This is a genomic window from Pontibacter brevis (assembly GCF_054779655.1).
In genome coordinates, this window is sequence record NZ_BAAGXV010000017.1 from 1 (window position 1) to 16,370 (window position 16,370).

General features: G+C 49.4%; 9 protein-coding genes. 4 read left to right on the forward strand and 5 right to left on the reverse strand.

Annotated features, from left to right (window positions below):
* Nucleotides 1-747 precede the first annotated feature (747 nt).
* Nucleotides 748-2,964 (reverse strand): bifunctional alpha,alpha-trehalose-phosphate synthase (UDP-forming)/trehalose-phosphatase, encoded by a 2,217-nt coding sequence (locus ACYVB1_RS04735; protein WP_460921115.1) that lies wholly within the window; start codon nt 2,962-2,964, stop codon nt 748-750.
* A gap of 486 nt (nt 2,965-3,450) precedes the next feature.
* Between ACYVB1_RS04735 and ACYVB1_RS04740 the strand changes: the two genes are divergently transcribed.
* Nucleotides 3,451-4,539 (forward strand): mechanosensitive ion channel family protein, encoded by a 1,089-nt coding sequence (locus ACYVB1_RS04740; protein WP_460921117.1) that lies wholly within the window; start codon nt 3,451-3,453, stop codon nt 4,537-4,539.
* Between the two features lie 47 nt (nt 4,540-4,586).
* The gene (locus ACYVB1_RS04745; RefSeq protein ID WP_460921119.1) at nt 4,587-5,189 is read left to right on the forward strand and encodes a DUF2179 domain-containing protein; all 603 of its coding nucleotides are present in this window, start codon (nt 4,587-4,589) and stop codon (nt 5,187-5,189) included.
* 39 nt (nt 5,190-5,228) lie between these two features.
* On the opposite strand, the gene ACYVB1_RS04750 is transcribed toward ACYVB1_RS04745, so the two are convergent.
* Nucleotides 5,229-6,092: a dienelactone hydrolase family protein gene (locus ACYVB1_RS04750; RefSeq protein ID WP_460921178.1), complete on the reverse strand. Its 864-nt coding sequence runs from the start codon at nt 6,090-6,092 to the stop codon at nt 5,229-5,231.
* A gap of 326 nt (nt 6,093-6,418) precedes the next feature.
* Between ACYVB1_RS04750 and ACYVB1_RS04755 the strand changes: the two genes are divergently transcribed.
* Both ACYVB1_RS04755 and ACYVB1_RS04760 read left to right on the forward strand, forming a co-directional pair.
* A complete protein-coding gene (locus tag ACYVB1_RS04755) occupies nt 6,419-7,660 on the forward strand; it encodes an MFS transporter (protein WP_460921121.1) in 1,242 nt (413 codons plus the stop codon).
* A gap of 46 nt (nt 7,661-7,706) precedes the next feature.
* Complete coding sequence (locus ACYVB1_RS04760) at nt 7,707-8,222, forward strand: GNAT family N-acetyltransferase (protein WP_460921123.1); 516 nt, start codon at nt 7,707-7,709, stop codon at nt 8,220-8,222.
* A gap of 287 nt (nt 8,223-8,509) precedes the next feature.
* Here ACYVB1_RS04760 and glgB read toward each other — a convergent pair whose 3' ends face one another.
* The 3 genes from glgB to ACYVB1_RS04775 are packed head-to-tail and all read right to left on the reverse strand — an operon-like array spanning nt 8,510 to nt 16,356.
* Entirely contained in the window at nt 8,510-10,999 is a 2,490-nt protein-coding gene (glgB, locus tag ACYVB1_RS04765) for a 1,4-alpha-glucan branching protein GlgB (protein ID WP_460921125.1), read from the reverse strand.
* A complete protein-coding gene (gene treS / locus ACYVB1_RS04770; RefSeq protein ID WP_460921127.1) occupies nt 10,992-14,321 on the reverse strand; it encodes a maltose alpha-D-glucosyltransferase in 3,330 nt (1,109 codons plus the stop codon). The genes glgB and treS overlap by 8 nt, the downstream gene beginning before the upstream one ends.
* Nucleotides 14,322-14,376: 55 nt before the next feature.
* Nucleotides 14,377-16,356, reverse strand: coding sequence for an alpha-1,4-glucan--maltose-1-phosphate maltosyltransferase (locus tag ACYVB1_RS04775; protein ID WP_460921129.1), 1,980 nt, complete (start codon nt 16,354-16,356; stop codon nt 14,377-14,379).
* Between the last annotated feature and the right edge of the window lie 14 nt (nt 16,357-16,370).

Genomic DNA, 16,370 nt, shown 5'->3' on the forward strand with positions numbered 1-16,370 from the left:
GGCGTTGCCAGTCATAGTCGCTGATTTCGTAACGTCGCATAAGCTTTTTGAAACTTAAACAACAGTAAAACAAAATCATTCATTAATTGTCAACACGACCTAGTAACAGGTCGTCCCGCTGGGACTTGAATACCTTGATCAAGCTCAAGCCATTAGTTACGAGCTACTAAGCTGCTACACGATAGCTTATACCAAATCACCTAAAATAGTTTCCATAGTCCCTCCCGCATTTTTTGCTATACCGGGTCAAACCACCCCTACCCCTCAGAGCTACGCTCGTTAGCTCAAAACTCTCGTTTTGGCTAATCCAAGGAGGGGAGCCTGCTAATTCATTTGGCGAGGACTTTTTCCATAGTCAAGACTGTACTTTTTTTAGGAATTTGCTAGCACGAAGTGAATGTGTTTCCAGTCTTTGGGTTGAGCGCCTTGTATTTGATGTGGTGCTGAACGTAGTGAGGCAGCCCATAGCGGAGCGAGGGCAACTTCAAATGCTCAGCGCGATGCTAAAGAGAGCCCCTACCCCCAAGACGAGGCCACCCGGCCTTGAGAACACAGGAAGGAAAGATGGAAAAGGTTATTAATGAGCCGCTGGATAAGCCTCGCTATGGCAGCTTAGGCAAAATAGAAGGGGCTTTAGACAATGCAGTATCACATCAGGTACTGCACAGAAGCCAATTATAAAAGAAAGCCCGTTGTTACAGTACTGTAACAACGGGCTTTCTTTTATCTTTTCCCCTGATTGATTAATCAACCAGTCATCAGGGCACCAGGAGACTGTTCCTGCCTTCTTGTCTGCACCAGTCTGTCCAGAATTTGTCGGGCTTCATCACAGGTGTCCACGTGATATTTCGCCACAGAATAAGAATTACCTACTTTCACCGTATAGGCTTCGCGAGGCATCGCTTTGAAGATATCCTCATCACCCCAGTCATCGCCAACGGCTAATACGAACTTGTGCGGGAACTTGCTCAGCCAGTAACTGGATGCTTTTCCTTTGTTGATTTCCTGCGCTTTTATTTCCACAGCCATCTGGCCATCCAGTACCTGCAGGTTACTGTTGGAGGCAATAAAGTTCAGGTGGTTTACGAGCTCCCGGGCGCGCAGTTCGCCAAGTCCGGTTTCAACACGGCGGTAGTGCCACACAAGGGAGTACTCTTTCTCTTCTATAAAGGAGGCTGGCGTACGGTCTACGTACAGGTCCAGGATCATGCGGATATCCTTCTTCCAGTCATCCAGTAGGCTGAGCATGGTTTGCCAACCCGTTCCTCTTTGCTTTATCCAGACGCCGTGCTCCGCAATAATATCAATGTTCAGGTGGCCCAGCCAGTCCTGCATGGTTGCTTTTTCACGGCTGCTGACTACCACGACGCGGTTCTTCGGGTTGCTGCTAAGGCGCTCCAGGAGGGCTATCAGCTCATCATCCGGCCTCGCCATCAGCGGACGGTTGCGGTAATCTACCAAACCACCGTCATACTCCAGGAAGAACAGGCGTGAACTGGCTGAATCATAGGCATCGTGCATCTCCTGTATGGTGGCATCGTCGAGGTAAGAAGTTGCCAGCGACAGCTGTTTGATTTTTACATAAGACAAGCGGTCCATGAACATGCTCACCCAATGGTGGATATTATAACGTTGCAACGACTCCTGCATGTTGCGCATATGGGCAATCTGCTGCTCCTCCGGCATGGTGAGTGCCGTAGCAATCGCCTCTACCATCTGGTTAATGTCATTCGGGTTGATGAGCAGGGCATCGGAAAGTTCTTTGGAGGCTCCTGCCATCTCGCTCAATATCAGCACCCCTTTCTGGTCAGACTTACTCGCGATGTACTCCTTACAAACCAGGTTCATACCATCGCGCATGGGGGTTACTAATGCCACATCGGCCATACGGTAAAAAGCCGACAGTGTCTCGAGCGGGTAAGAGCGGTAGAAGTACTGAATCGGGTTCCAGCTGATGCGGCTGTACTTACCGTTAATGCGGCCCACTAACTCATCTACTTCTTCTTTCAATTCTTTGTACTTCTCTACGGCATCACGGCTTGGCACCACGAGCATAAGCAGGGTCACCTTTGCATGAAACTCCGGATGCTTCTCCAGGAACAGCTCAAATGCCTTCAGGCGCTGCGCTATACCTTTGGAGTAATCCAGCCTGTCGATAGAAAGAATTACCTTCTCGGCATTCAGGTTGCCCCGGTAAATCTGCTCCCGCTTCTGCACCTCTTCGGTTGCAGCGGTGCTGCTGTACTTTTCATAATCTATTCCCATCGGGAAAGAGTCTACCAGCAGAGAACGGGAATTGGTATTGATCCAGCCGTGCATGCTGCCATACCCTACCAGGCGGTTAACGGAGCTGAGGAAGTGGCGCATGTCATCGTAGGTGTGGAAACCTACCAGGTCAGAGCCCAGCATACCTTCCAGCAGTTCTTTTCGCCATGGCAATAAGCGGAACACCTCGTAAGAAGGGAACGGAATATGCTGAAAGAAGCCGATGGTACTGTTCGGAAGTCTTTCACGCAGCATAGACGGCAATAGCAAAAGCTGGTAGTCGTGTACCCAAATCGTATCTTCCGGACCGGCCTGTGCCACTACCGCTTCACAAAACTTCTGGTTCACCTGTACATAGGTTTCCCAAAGCTGCTGCTCATAGATAGCATACTGACTGAAATAATGGAAAGTAGGCCAAAGCGTTTCGTTGCTGAAGCCTTCATAGAATTCTTTTATCTCTGTCTCTGTCAGAAACACGGGGCTCATGCTCTCCTTTCGGATATCATCGGCCACGCGCTGTTGCTTCTCAGGCTCCTCAATAACCATACCCGGCCATCCAATCCAAAGGTTATCGCCTTGTTTATAAATGGATCCAAGGCCTGTAGCCAGTCCGCCTTCACTCGTTTTGTATACTAACTCACCCTCTTTCTCTTGCAGTTTTACGGGAAGCCTGTTCGATACGATGATCAGTTTTGCCATTTGTCAGGTATGTTTATGCAGGCCGTTTTTAAGATTGCACGCTGGGTGTATCTCCACAATCTCTTTAGCCTATCTTTTTGCATTAATTTAGTTTAGGTTGGATACAATTACCTAGTTATCCATACGCATAATAAATCATTTACGTTTAGCTAATATATAAAAATAGCTATAATCATTTCACCAACAAAGTATTTTAGACCTAATTTAACAAAATACAACCTGAAAGTCTAATCTGTAGTAATTCTACTCAACAATACGTACCTCCGCTGGCCCCGGCCCAGGCTGTTCGGTTCTTTGAAAACCTTGCCCGAATTCTCTCCCTACAGCACAATGACAGGAATCCAACTACATGTAAGGCACTTTCTTCCGCTCACACAAAGTTCTGTCTTGAAAGGAGCAGGCATGAAATGGGGAGCAGGCCCGTAAAGTAGAAATACGCGGCATGAGCGGGTATAATGAATTGTGCAGAATGTATAATTAAACTTTATGAAAAAGATCACAGACTATATATACCGCCTTCCTGATTTTGCAATAGGATTAGTCATCATAGCGGCGGCCATCCTGCTTGGCATAGTAGTGAAATTTATCATTTTCAAGCTGCTGCGGATTTACAACCGCCAAGAGAACCCGTACCTGGTCCGTTCCCTAACGGAGCGCTTAAGCCAGCCATTGGGATTTTTCATACCGCTGCTCTTCGTATCCATGTCCATACAAATGCTGCCCTTTGCCGAAAGCCAGCTTGACACCATGCGGCGCATCATAGAGATACTGGACATTATTGTATTCTCCTGGGTGTTGGTAAAACTGACAGATGTGGCTGGCGATATGGTGCGGCACCAGTATGCGATAGACAAATCAGACAATATCAGGGAGCGCAAACTGTTTACACAGCTTACGTTTGTGAAAAAGCTAGCTGTCACTATCATCATTTTTATGGCAGCTTCATTTATTTTGCTGAGCTTTGACGCTGTCCGGCGGTTAGGAACTGGTTTACTCACGTCTGCGGGTGTGGCCGGTATTGTTGTCGGTTTGGCCGCGCAGCGGTCTATCGCGAACCTGCTGGCAGGCATGCAGTTAGCTTTTACTCAACCTATCCGCCTGGACGATGTGCTGGTGCTGGAGGGGGAGTTTGGCCGGGTAGAGGAAATTACCATGACCTATGTGGTGCTTCGCCTCTGGGACAACCGGCGGCTGATTCTGCCGCTCAACTATTTTATAGAAAAGCCTTTCCAGAACTGGACCCGCACCGGCTCCGACATTCTTGCCACCGTTTACCTCTACACAGACTATACGGTACCGGTAGAGGAGGTTCGGAAAGAGTTGAACAGAATACTGGCAGGCACCGATCTGTGGGATAAACGCGTGGCGGGGCTGCAGGTAACAGACTCAAAGGAACGCACACTGGAACTGCGTGCCCTGATGAGCGCCACTAGTTCCGGCATAGCCTGGGATTTGCGCTGCCTTGTACGTGAAAAACTGGTTCTGTTTATTCAGCAGAATTATCCTGGCGCCTTGCCGAAAACACGTAGTGAGTTTGTCGGGGATAAAGTGCCGACAATCGCTGAGGTTTCTTAAAATGCTAAATAGAAAATGGGGTGTTGCCTCCGCCCTCAGACAAAGGAATGAATTATTTTGAAGGAATAGATCCCGGAATCGTAGAGTGGGTCATCATACCTGCTTTGATTTTTTTGGCGCGTATATGCGATGTGACCCTGGGCACCCTGCGGATTGTCTTTGTTTCGAAGGGCGATAAAGTGATTGCTCCCCTGCTGGGGTTCATGGAAGTGCTGATCTGGTTGATTGCCATTACACAGGTGATGGAGAACCTTAGCAACGTGGCCTCTTACCTTGCTTGGGCAGGGGGCTTTGCTACCGGTAACTTTTTAGGTCTGCGTATAGAGCAGAAGCTGGCTCTCGGGCAAGCGGTGGTGCGGGTGATTACGGTAGAGCCTGCAGATCAACTCATAGAGCAACTCAAAGGGCACGGCTATCGGCTCACGAGTGTGGATGCGCGTGGCACACGGGGCAAAGTGAACCTTCTTTTCATGATTGTGAAACGCAAAAGGCTGGACAGCGTCATTGACATTATCCGCAACTACAATCCGCAGGCTTTCTATTCTATCGAAGATGTACGCTCTGTTTCAGAGACAAACGTGGCAGCAAGCAGCACAAAAGATGAGCACAAGAGTTCCCGCAAGCTCTTCCCCTTGCGCAAAGGAAAGTGACACTGGTAAAGTGCCATGGGTTTGGTTGAACTTGCTTCTTTATTTCAGTTTCTCGTTGAAAAAGTCAATGGTGCGTTTCCAGGCAAGCTCGGCTGCTGCTTTATCGTAACGTGGAGTTGTATCGTTATGGAAACCATGATTTACATTCGCGTACATATAAGCCGTGCAGTCTATTTTATGCTCTTTCAAAGCCGCTTCATAGGCAGGCCAGCCCTCATTTACACGGGTATCCAGTTCGGCATAATGTAAAAGTAGTGGAGCCTGTATCTTAGGCACATCCCCGGTAGCCGGCTGGCCACCATAAAATGGAACGGCTGCCGCCAGATCCGGAATGCGTACTGCCATCATATTGGCAATCCATCCACCAAAGCAAAAGCCTACTACCCCGACTTTACCATTGCAGGCCTCGTGACTTTTCAGGTACTCGTAGGCAGAAATAAAATCCTCCAACATCTCGTTCCGGTCCCTCTTGCTTTGCAGCGCACAGCCTTCATCGTCGGTGCCCGGATAGCCGCCTAAAGGCGTTAAAGCATCGGGCGCAAGTGAAACAAAACCTGCCAGGGCGGCTCTCCTTGCCACATCTTCAATATGCGGGTTCAAACCACGGTTTTCATGCACCACTACAATACCTCCAAGTTTCTGTTTCGCATCCGCAGGCATGGATAAAAGGGCTTTGATCGTTCCGCCACCTTTTGGGGACTGATACTGAACGTAGTCGGACTTTATGCGCGGATCATCCGGCTTAACCTGTATGGAACCCTTGTAATCCGGCATAAGGAAACTCATCAGCGAGGCTACAGTTAATCCTCCCACTGCATAAGCCGATAACTTCTGTATAAACTCGCGCCTGTTGACCCGGTTGTGCGCATAGTCATCATACAAGTCAAACACTTCTTGTTTGATGTCTTCTTATTTTATTTCATCCATGTTCGTCTGCGAAAGAATTTATTCTCAATTTAAGCAATTCCTCCTTTCCTGGTTCTTCCAGTGCTTAATTTATGTGGTTCTAAAAGGATTACTTTTCTTTTAAGCATTCTCAGATTTTGTGTCGCATATTTGGCAGGCAATTCACCTGCTTTGGAAATGCTCAGTGCTTCTTTTCCTTTCAGTAAAGACCTGCGTTATCTGAATTTATGGTGTAAAACAACCTTATGATTGCTCATATCGAAAAATAACGTTTTACGAATCTGTAGATTCTTCTGAACTTTGCTTCGGGAGAAATGAAAACTGTGGATATATCTTTAGAAATCCCAAAGCCGTCTGTTTACAAAAATGTGGCGCTGGGTATTGGGCAAATCTTGTTGTGGGGTGGCTCCTATTTTATTCTGTCGGTATTGGCTGAGCCGATCATGAAAGACACAGGCTGGTCTTATCAGATGGTGTATGGTTCCTTGTCGTTATCGCTACTCATTTCGGGACTGCTGTTGCCTCAGATCGGGAACATAATCCAGGCAAACGAGCGAAACCTTGTTTTGCCATATGCGGGCGTGGTCATGGCCCTGGGCCTGGTAATCCTTGGCTTGTCAGAACATTTCCTTATGTTTTTGTCGGGTTGGGCGATTATTGGAGTTGCCATGGGAATGGGCTTGTACGACGCGCTGTTTGCTTCGCTGGGAAAGAAATATGGCAAGAGCACAAGTAAGGTAATAGTCCAGGTTACCTTGATTGCCAGTCTGGCACCTACCATCTCATGGTCGCTTGTATCGCTTTTACTCAGTAACTATGGATGGCGTACTGCCTGTTTTATTTATGCGGCTATACTGCTCATAACGATTCTACCAATTCACCGCTTTGCTTTCCCCTCGGCAGCAAGTAAAGCTACGAAAGAGCCACACCCAAGCCAGAAAGGAGCAGTTTCGAAGGATGTGTTTCAATCCAAAATCTTTTATTTAATGCTCCTCTATTTTACAATTGGCGCTATTCTTACGACAGGAGTTATAATTCATCTTATAGATATTCTGTTGGATAAAAAAATAGCAATGGCAACTGTGTTAAGTATTGTTGCATTTCTGGGGCCAAGCCAGGCAGGCGTCCGGGTATTGGATATGGTATTGTCTAACCCTGCACCTGTAAAAACAGCTATTGTTTCGGCTGTTGCCACACTGGCAGGAATCTTCCTGTTTTTTCTCGACCCCAAAGTTGCTTTTCTGGGTGTTATCCTGTTTGGAATGGGCAACGGAATGCGTTCTATTTTGCGAGGCACTTTACCCTTAGCCATATTCGGGCAGGAAAGTTATGCCGTTGTTATGGGGAAACTTGCCCGTATGCCCTTAATAGCACAGGCAATAACCCCTTTTATTGGCGGCTTTCTGATACAGCAGTTTAGCATGTCGGTGTTTCTTTACTCCTTTTGTGCATTGGCTTTTGTCAATATCATGCTCTGCTTTATGATTCGGAAAGCCATACCGCAACAGGATGAATTGAGCCAGGAAACACTGGTTAAAAGTGCTGCAGCTAATGTGCCAGTATAAGGCTAAGCTCCTTTAAACATAAAAATACAGTTTCAACAACATTACAATGGAATACAGTTTCAGAAAAGCTGATTTAACGGAACAATCTCAAATCTGGGAAATCCTGCAGGGAGCAATAGCCCGCAGGAAAGCGGACGGCAGCAATCAATGGCAGGACGGCTACCCCAACCCGGAAGTAGTAAAGAATGACATTGAAAAGGGCGTAGGCTTTGTTTTGACCGAAGGAGAAACAATTGTGGGTTATAGCGCCGTGCTGGTGAACGACGAACCTGAATATGCAAAGATTGAAGGTAAGTGGCTAACGAATGATGATTTTGTGGTAGTGCATCGGATAGCTGTTTCCGAAAAGCATTTGGGAAAAGGTCTCGCCAAAAAGATTTTTGAGTTCATAGAAGCGTATGCCCTCAGCCAAAACATATATAGCATCAAAGCTGATACTAATTTTGATAATATTGCTATGATGAAAACCTTTGAAAAAATGGGCTATGTCTATTGTGGAGAGGTGTATTTCAAGGGCAGCCCAAGAAAAGCATACGAGAAAGTAGTGGCCAAAGCAGACTAAAGAAAATATTGATCTTAGTCATGACCACTACACAAAAGCATGTAAATTTGTGTAAATGGCCGGTACTAATATGAAGTATTGGCTTTTGGTTTTATGGTTTGGTGAGAGGTTATATTTTTACCGCTGCACCACAGGGGTAAGAATTTCTGTTCCTTTCAGTAAATAAACTCCAGCCAGAACGGCTTACTGCTACTGTAAAGTATGTACACATATCTTTCTAAGACTAAATAGAAAGGGGCAGCGTGAAATCACGCTGCCCCTTTCTATTTATCAGGTCCTGATGCTTCTTAACGCTGAAGCTTAAAGTACACCACAGAAAGTGGCGGCAACTTCAGTGTAAGTGAATAATCACGGCCGTGGAACGGCTCATCATATGTGCTGATAGGGCCTTCGTTATGCTGGTTGCTGCCCCCATAGCGACTATCGTCAGAGTTAAACACCTGCACCCACTGACCTGCATGCGGCACACCCAAACGGTAATGCTCATGCATGGCCGGTGTAAAGTTACATACCACCAGCAGTGTATCATCCGGGTTATCGCTCTTGCGCAGGAAGGACATGACACTGTTGTGTGCATCATTATAATCAACCCACTCAAAGCCGGCAGGGTCAAAGCTATGCGCGTACAGCGCAGGCTCCTGCTGGTAAATGGCGTTCAGCTCACGTAATTCCTCTTGAATACCTCTGTGATAGCCGTACTCCAGCAAATGCCAATCCACGCTGCTGTCGTGGTTCCACTCGCTGCTCTGCGCTATCTCTGCCCCCATAAACAACAGCTTGGCTCCAGGGTGCGCGTACATGTAAGCATACAGCGTGCGCAGGTTTGCAAATCGCTGCCATTCGTCGCCCGGCATTTTCTGCAGAAGCGATCCTTTACCATGCACTACCTCATCATGAGAAAGTGGCATCATGAACTTTTCAGAGAAGGCGTACATCATACTGAACGTGATCTCGCCCTGGTGGTATCTGCGGTAAATCGGGTCTTTTGAGAAATAGTCCAGGGTATCGTGCATCCAGCCCATCATCCACTTCATATCGAAGCCGAGGCCGCCATGCTCCACCTGCCCGGTAACACCAGGCCATGCAGTCGATTCCTCCGCGATGGTTTTAACATCCGGGTAACGCTCACGAACGGCATAGTTGAAGTCTTTCAGGAACGAAAGCGCCTCCAGGTTTTCACGGCCTCCATGCTCGTTCGGTATCCACTCACCTTCTTTGCGGCTGTAGTCGAGGTACAGCATAGAGGCTACGGCGTCAACACGCAAGCCATCAGCATGGTACTTGTCCAACCAGAACAGCGCATTACTGATAAGGAAAGAGCGTACCTCGTTGCGGCCAAAGTTAAAGATATAGCTGTTCCAGTCTGGGTGGTAGCCCTGTCGCGGATCAGAGTGTTCAAACAGGTGCGTGCCGTCAAAGTAAGCAAGCCCGTGCTCATCGGATGGGAAGTGCGAAGGCACCCAGTCCAGAATTACCCCAATGTTGTGCTGGTGCAGCACGTCTATCAGGTGCATCAGGTCCTGCGGTGAGCCGAACGTGCTGGCCGGCGCAAAATAACCTGTTACCTGGTAGCCCCACGAACCGGCAAACGGGTGGAACATGATTGGCATGAGCTCCACATGCGTAAAGCCCATGTGCTTTACATAAGCCGGCAGTTCCTCTGCCAGCTCCCGGTAGGTAAGCGGGCGGTTATCTTCTTCCGGTTTACGACGCCAGGAGCCCAGGTGCAGTTCATACACACTGTAAGGCTGCGCCTGGTCCGCCATATTTCTGCGGCGGTCCAGCCACTGCTGGTCCTGCCACTCATACTGCAGGTCTGCTACAACAGAAGCTGTTTGCGGTGGCTGCTCACGGCTGAAGGCAAACGGATCGCTTTTCTCTACATGGTACAGGTTATACCGCGACTTGATGTGGTATTTGTACATCACACCCGCCGACACGTCCGGCACAAAGCCTTCCCATATACCGGACTCGTCTCCGCGCAGGTATAGTCTGTGACTATCGCGGCTCCAGCCATTGAAATCGCCCATGACAGATACCTGCTCGGCATTCGGGGCCCAGACAGCAAAGTAAGTACCCTGGCGGCCACCGTGCTCCATGCGGTGCGAGCCGAGTTTGTCATATAAAGAGAAATGCCTTCCCTCCTTAAACAGGTAAATATCAAACTCTGTAAGACGGCTGGCAAGTTGTACTCCCACATCTGACTGCTGGTCAGTACTGCTTTGCTCCTGTTGTGGCTGTTCCATAAAATTCTGGCTTCCCTGATCTACGTCAGCCTGCCCAAGAGCTGCTGATGTAGCAGATGTTTCTGTTTCCGTGGCAGCTTTTTCGGTGCCCTTCGTTTTAACAACAATGTTTTCCTGCACCGTACCGTTGCTGGCAACCGGCACGACTACCTCTGAACCCTCTACCGAGACACCAGGTTTTTTAGCCTTGCCTTTCTTACTGGTTGCATCGGTTGCTCCTGTAGTTGTAGCAGCAGTGGTTCCTGTTTCTGATTTCCTGGGTCGGCCACGCTTTGCAGGCTTTGCTCCATCCTCTCCCGGTGTAGCAGCAGTGACGGGAGAACCCATCTCAGCCGCCGCCGGGGCATCTGTTTTCTTCTTTCTTCCTCGCGTTGCAGGAGCTTCCTCCTGGCCTCCGCCAGCAGCATCAGCTGCTGGCTTACGGCCTCTTCTAGAGGTTGCCTTATTTTGTTCCTGGCCAGTTTCCTGCTGGCCGGTGGTTTGTGTTATATTCGTGGTCTCGGTGGTTGTGCTTTCTTTTTTCTTAGCCATTCTTATACTTTTTCATGATGTATTTGATGCCTCTGATGGGGATGAGCACCCAATCCGGACGATTATTCAATTCATATCCGAGTTCATAGATTGCCTTCTCTAACAGAAAGGTGTGAATCAGTATCTCGAAATCCTCTTCTTTAGCCGGCACAATGCCTGTGCCCATGGTCTTACTCAGGTAGTTGTGCATAAAGAAGCCACTGGCGTATTGATACCACTGCTCAGCCCATGCCTCCAGGTAATCCACATCCTCACGACGCAGTCCCTCCTGCTGGAACAGGGCACTGTAAGCGGCGTAGTGGAACGAGCGTATCATACCAGCCACATCGCGCAGGGCCGAGCGCTTTAAGCGGCGCTCACTAAAGGAACGTGCCGGCTCTCCCTCAAAGTCGATGATGTAGAAGTCTTTACCTGTAAACAGTACCTGCCCTAAGTGGTAGTCGCCGTGGGTTCTGATTTTCAGCGTATCTATTTTGCGTGAGAAAATCATTTTCAGGCGTTCCAACACCTCTTCGCGCATGTTTAGCACCTCTTCGGCCTCTCCCCGGACGTTGTCCGGCAGGTTCGGCAAGTGCTTCTGCAAGCTGTCGAAGTTGCTGCGGACAAGCGATGTCAGGGAAGAGTACAGGGAGCGCTGGTAGTGCAGCGAGAACTCCTCCGGCACAAAGTCCTTCTCATCGTCTATGCTACCCAAAGCCAGATGCATTTCTGCGGTACGCAGGCCCAATAGCTCCACACGCTCCACATGGGCCCCGCCTATCTGCATCTGCACTTCTTCCGGAATTTCAGAGAAGGCCAGCGGACGGGCCAGAGAACCGGCTGATTGTTTTGGCTTCAGGCGCTCGTTCTGCGTCAGGATACGCTCATAGAGGCGCTTCAACGAATCCCCTACGTAATCCCAGGCATCGCCCTGGTTTGGCACCAGTTCCTGCAGCATCACCAGCACCATCGGCTGCTTGCCTTCCTCGTGCTGCTCTATTGCCCCCAGGAAGCGTGGCGTATTCGCAAAGCCCACCTTCTCAGTCAGCATCTGCACCACCTCCACATCCGGGTTCATGGTTCTGTCTAGCTTGCGGTAAACTTTCAGGAAGAGCGAGTTGCCTATAATGATGGACGTATTGCTCTGCTCTGCCGCCAGGATTTTAGACGTGAGCGGCTCTGTTGAACTGCGCAGGTCAGTTGCCACATTTTTGTTGCTGTAGCCAACTAGCTCTGCCTCATCCTGCCGCACTCTCTTTTTCTTCACCATCATCTGCAGCAGGTTCTGCCGGAATTCGTCGCTATAGAGGGCATCGTACAGGATACCTTCTTTGCCGTCTATGGCGACACGGGCAATCACACCGTTCGGGTAATTATTGCGTAGCTCCTGCTCCTCATCGCCGGTGGCAAAGGCCACAGGCAGCTGGTACAGCTCCGGCAGTCCTTCGTTGTAGCTCACTTCAATAAAGAGCATGGAGGCACCTGCCTTGCCTAGCGGAAGCGGCATGTTGTTGATTACCTGCATGCGCTGCACGGTACGTGCCTTGCCACCAAACCAGCGGCGTTTTAATACATATGGAGGCAGTATGGTAGCATCCAGTGTCTTAAGTGTTTTCGCATCTAAGGCTGCTTTCAGAGAACCTATCTGCACCGCCTGCTGCTGCCCGTCTGATTCCTGTAAAACTTCCTGCGGCTGCAGTTCCATCCAATAGTAGCCGTGGCCACTTATCGTGAACAGGTAGTCTTCCTCTTTTATGTTCGGGAATTTGTTCTTGCTGAATACCTCTACCGGTATTCGGCCTTTATAATCGTGCAGGTCCAGTTCCACCGCTTCAGGGAAGCGGGACAGATTGGCGATAACCAGGATGGTCTCGTTTTCATACTCCCGCACAAAAGCCAGCACTTTAGAGTTATTTGGAGAAAGAAACTTGATGGTACCCCTGCCAAAAGCTTTGTAGCGCTTGCGCATGTTTATGATCCGGCGCATCCACCAGAGCAGAGAATTGGCATTATGGTTCTGCGTCTCTACGTTTATCGACTCATACTTATATTCCGGGTCGATGATGACAGGCAGGTACAGGCGCTGCGGGTTAGCTGTGGAGAAGCCGGCGTTGCGGTCTTCGTTCCACTGCATCGGCGTGCGCACGCCGTCGCGGTCGCCTAGGTAATAGTTATCCCCCATGCCTATTTCATCGCCATAGTACACCACAGGGGTTCCGCGCATGGAGAAGAGCAGCACGTTCATGAGCTCTATCTTGTTGCGGTCGTTCCCCAGGAGTGGGGCCAGGCGGTGGCGGATACCTAAGTTGATGCGTGCCATCGGGTCTTTGGTGTAGACCTTGTACATGTAGTCACGCTCCTCGTCGGTTACCATTTCCAGCGTCAGCTCATCGTGATTCCGCAGGAACATGGCCCACTGGCAACTTTCAGGTATCTCGGGTGTCTGGTTAAAAATATCGATAATCGGGTAGCGATCCTCCATCTTCACCGACATGAACAGGCGCGGCATGATAGGGAAGTGATAGTTCATGTGGCACTCATCACCGTTGCCGAAATAAGCGGCTGAATCTTCCGGCCACATGTTCGCTTCCGCCAGCAGCAGCTTACCCTCATACTTACTATCAACGTGCGCGCGCAGCTTTTTAAGGAACTCGTGCGTTTCCGGCAGGTTCTCTCCGTTCGTACCTTCGCGCTCATACAGGTAAGGAACTGCATCCAGGCGGAAGCCATCTACCCCAAGGTCGAGCCAGTAGTCTAGCACTTTAAACACCTCTTTCTGCACATCCGGGTTATCGTAATTTAAATCCGGCTGGTGCGAGAAAAAGCGGTGCCAGTAGTACTGCTCTGCTACCGGGTCCCAGGTCCAGTTACTTTGCTCTGTATCAGTGAAAATGATGCGAACATCTTTCCATTGCGTGTTATCATCTGTCCATACGTAGAAGTCCCTGTGTTTTGAACCCTTTTTGGCTTTACGGGCCCGCTGAAACCACGGATGCTGATCAGAAGTGTGGTTGATAACAAGCTCTGTGATGACCTTTAAGCCGCGACGGTGCGCTTCTTTCACGAAAAGCTTAAAGTCCTGCATGTTTCCGTAGGACGGATTGATGCTAAAATAATCTGCAATGTCATACCCGTCGTCGCGGAGAGGTGAAGGATAAAAGGGCAGCAGCCAGATAGCCGTTACACCTAAATCTTCCAGATAATCCAGCTTTTGCATCAAGCCTTTAAAGTCACCGATGCCATCGCCGTTGCCATCTTTAAAAGCTTTAATATGCAGTTCATAGATGATGGCATCTTTGTACCAATGGATGTTGTCGTCTAACAGTTCTTTTTCGTCAGCCATAATTGTGGTCAAAAGGGTTCTTCTTTTAAGTCGGTTTAAGGTAACCGTTTATTTTTTATAAGTTGTGGCCTGCACTGGTTTCTTCTATACGGAATACGTGCACCGGCATTTCGCGCGGACGCAGCTCCACATAATTCCACTCGTCTTTCCAGGTATATTTGCGCTCCGTCAGCAGGTCGTGTACCACGTACTGCCCAGGGTTCATTTTCAGTTCTGCCAAGGGCACCTGCACCCATCCGGACTGGGTATTGTAAGGGTCGAGGTTTACCACAACCACTATTTTATTGCTGAAGTCGCTGCTCCACTTCACATAACACAGGAAAGCAGGGTTGTCGCTATTACCGAAGGCAATGTTCCAGGTAGTCTGCAGCGCGGTGTTCACTTTCCGGGCCCTGTTAATCATCGTGATGACTTCACGGGTTTTGGTCAGCTTCCCCCAGTCCCAGTGCTTTATTTCATACTTCTCAGAGTCCAGGTACTCTTCTTTGCCTGGTACCGGCGTGGCGATATTAAACTCATATACCGGTCCATACAAACCGTAGTTCGACGACATGGTAGCCGCCATTACAAGACGTGTGATATGAGCTGCTTCGCCACCTTCCTGCAGCGCTGGCGGGTTAATGTCCGGTGTGTTCGGCCAGAAGTTCGGTCTGAAGTACTCGCGCATTTCTGTCTTTGTCAGTTCACGCATATACTCCTTCAACTCCTCGGCTGAGTTACGCCAGGTATAATAGGTATACGACTGCGTAAAACCTAGTTTTGCCAGGCGCTCCATTACGCGGGGACGGGTAAAGGCTTCCGCCAGGAAAATAACCTCCGGATGATCTTTATGGATGTCTTCAATCACCCACTCCCAGAAAGCAAAGGCTTTTGTATGCGGATTGTCTACCCTGAAAACCATGACGCCCTGATCAATCCAGTGCTGCAACACTCTTCTTAGTTCCTGCCACAGGTTCTGCCAGTCTTCGGTTTCAAAGTTTACAGGCAGCACGTCCTGGTATTTCTTAGGAGGGTTCTCTGCATACTGCACGGTACCGTCCGGGCGCCATTTAAACCACTGCGGGTGCTCTTTCACATACGGGTGGTCCGGGGAGCACTGGATGGCAAAGTCAAGCGCAATCTCTATTCCATGCTCTTTTGCCTGCTGTACAAAGCTCCGGAAATCATCCAGCGTACCCAGTTCCGGCAGAATAGCATCATGACCTCCTTCAGCAGCGCCAATAGCCCACGGAGAACCTGGCTCGCCGGGCTGTGAGGATGGATTGTTGTTCTTGCCTTTTCTGAAAGCGTGCCCGATAGGGTGGATAGGCGGCAGGTAAATGGTATCAAAACCCATTTCAGCAATGCGTGGCAGCAGCCGCTCACAGTCTTTGAAAGTACCGTGCTGCCCGGCCAGAGGAGACGCTGATCGGGGGAAGAACTCGTACCAGGCACTGAAGAGTGCTTTCTTCCGTTCCACGTACAACTGCAGCCGTTTATCATAGGTGGTTACGTTCTGGCGCTCACCGGTGGTGCTCATCAGTTCTGATACCTCTGAGCCTGTAGCCAGGGCCACGGCATCAGCGTGATTCGGGTTGTGGCGTAGCTGGTGCGCAATGCTGTGCAGCTTATCCCGGAGCTGCTCCTCGGCAGGCGCAGCAGTGGCTTCTATCATCTCTGCCCCAATCTGCAGCTCTACTGCAATGTCCTGGCCCGCCTCAAACTTTTTCTTTAGGCCCTTCTGCCAGGTGTAAAAATGATCTACCCAACCTTCTAAGGTATACTCATACCGCCCCATGCTATCGGGCTTGAAAGTTACCTGCCAGCGGTCGTTTCCCAGAAACTCCATGGGAACGGCAGTCCAATTCTCTGAATCTGTATCTCTTGTATTGCGGTATATGAGCTGCGCTTTCACTTCATCGTGGCCGTCGCCGAAGATGTCAGCTGTCACTGTTACTTCTTCTCCCACTACCCTTTTGGCGGGGAATCTTCCGCAGTTTATTTCTGGTTTTACATTCTCAATTACGATGCGTTTGGTTCCAGCAAGATGTTCCATGTAGTCTTCTGTGT

Excerpts from the sequence above, each read along its gene's own strand:
- ACYVB1_RS04740 (WP_460921117.1), top strand. The coding sequence starts at position 3,451 with ATGAAAAAGATCACAGACTATATATACCGCCTTCCTGATTTTGCAATA.
- ACYVB1_RS04760 (WP_460921123.1), top strand. The coding sequence starts at position 7,707 with ATGGAATACAGTTTCAGAAAAGCTGATTTAACGGAACAATCTCAAATC.
- ACYVB1_RS04775 (WP_460921129.1), bottom strand. The coding sequence starts at position 16,356 with ATGGAACATCTTGCTGGAACCAAACGCATCGTAATTGAGAATGTAAAA.
- ACYVB1_RS04735 (WP_460921115.1), bottom strand. The coding sequence starts at position 2,964 with ATGGCAAAACTGATCATCGTATCGAACAGGCTTCCCGTAAAACTGCAA.
- treS (WP_460921127.1), bottom strand. The coding sequence starts at position 14,321 with ATGGCTGACGAAAAAGAACTGTTAGACGACAACATCCATTGGTACAAA.
- ACYVB1_RS04745 (WP_460921119.1), top strand. The coding sequence starts at position 4,587 with ATGAATTATTTTGAAGGAATAGATCCCGGAATCGTAGAGTGGGTCATC.
- glgB (WP_460921125.1), bottom strand. The coding sequence starts at position 10,999 with ATGGCTAAGAAAAAAGAAAGCACAACCACCGAGACCACGAATATAACA.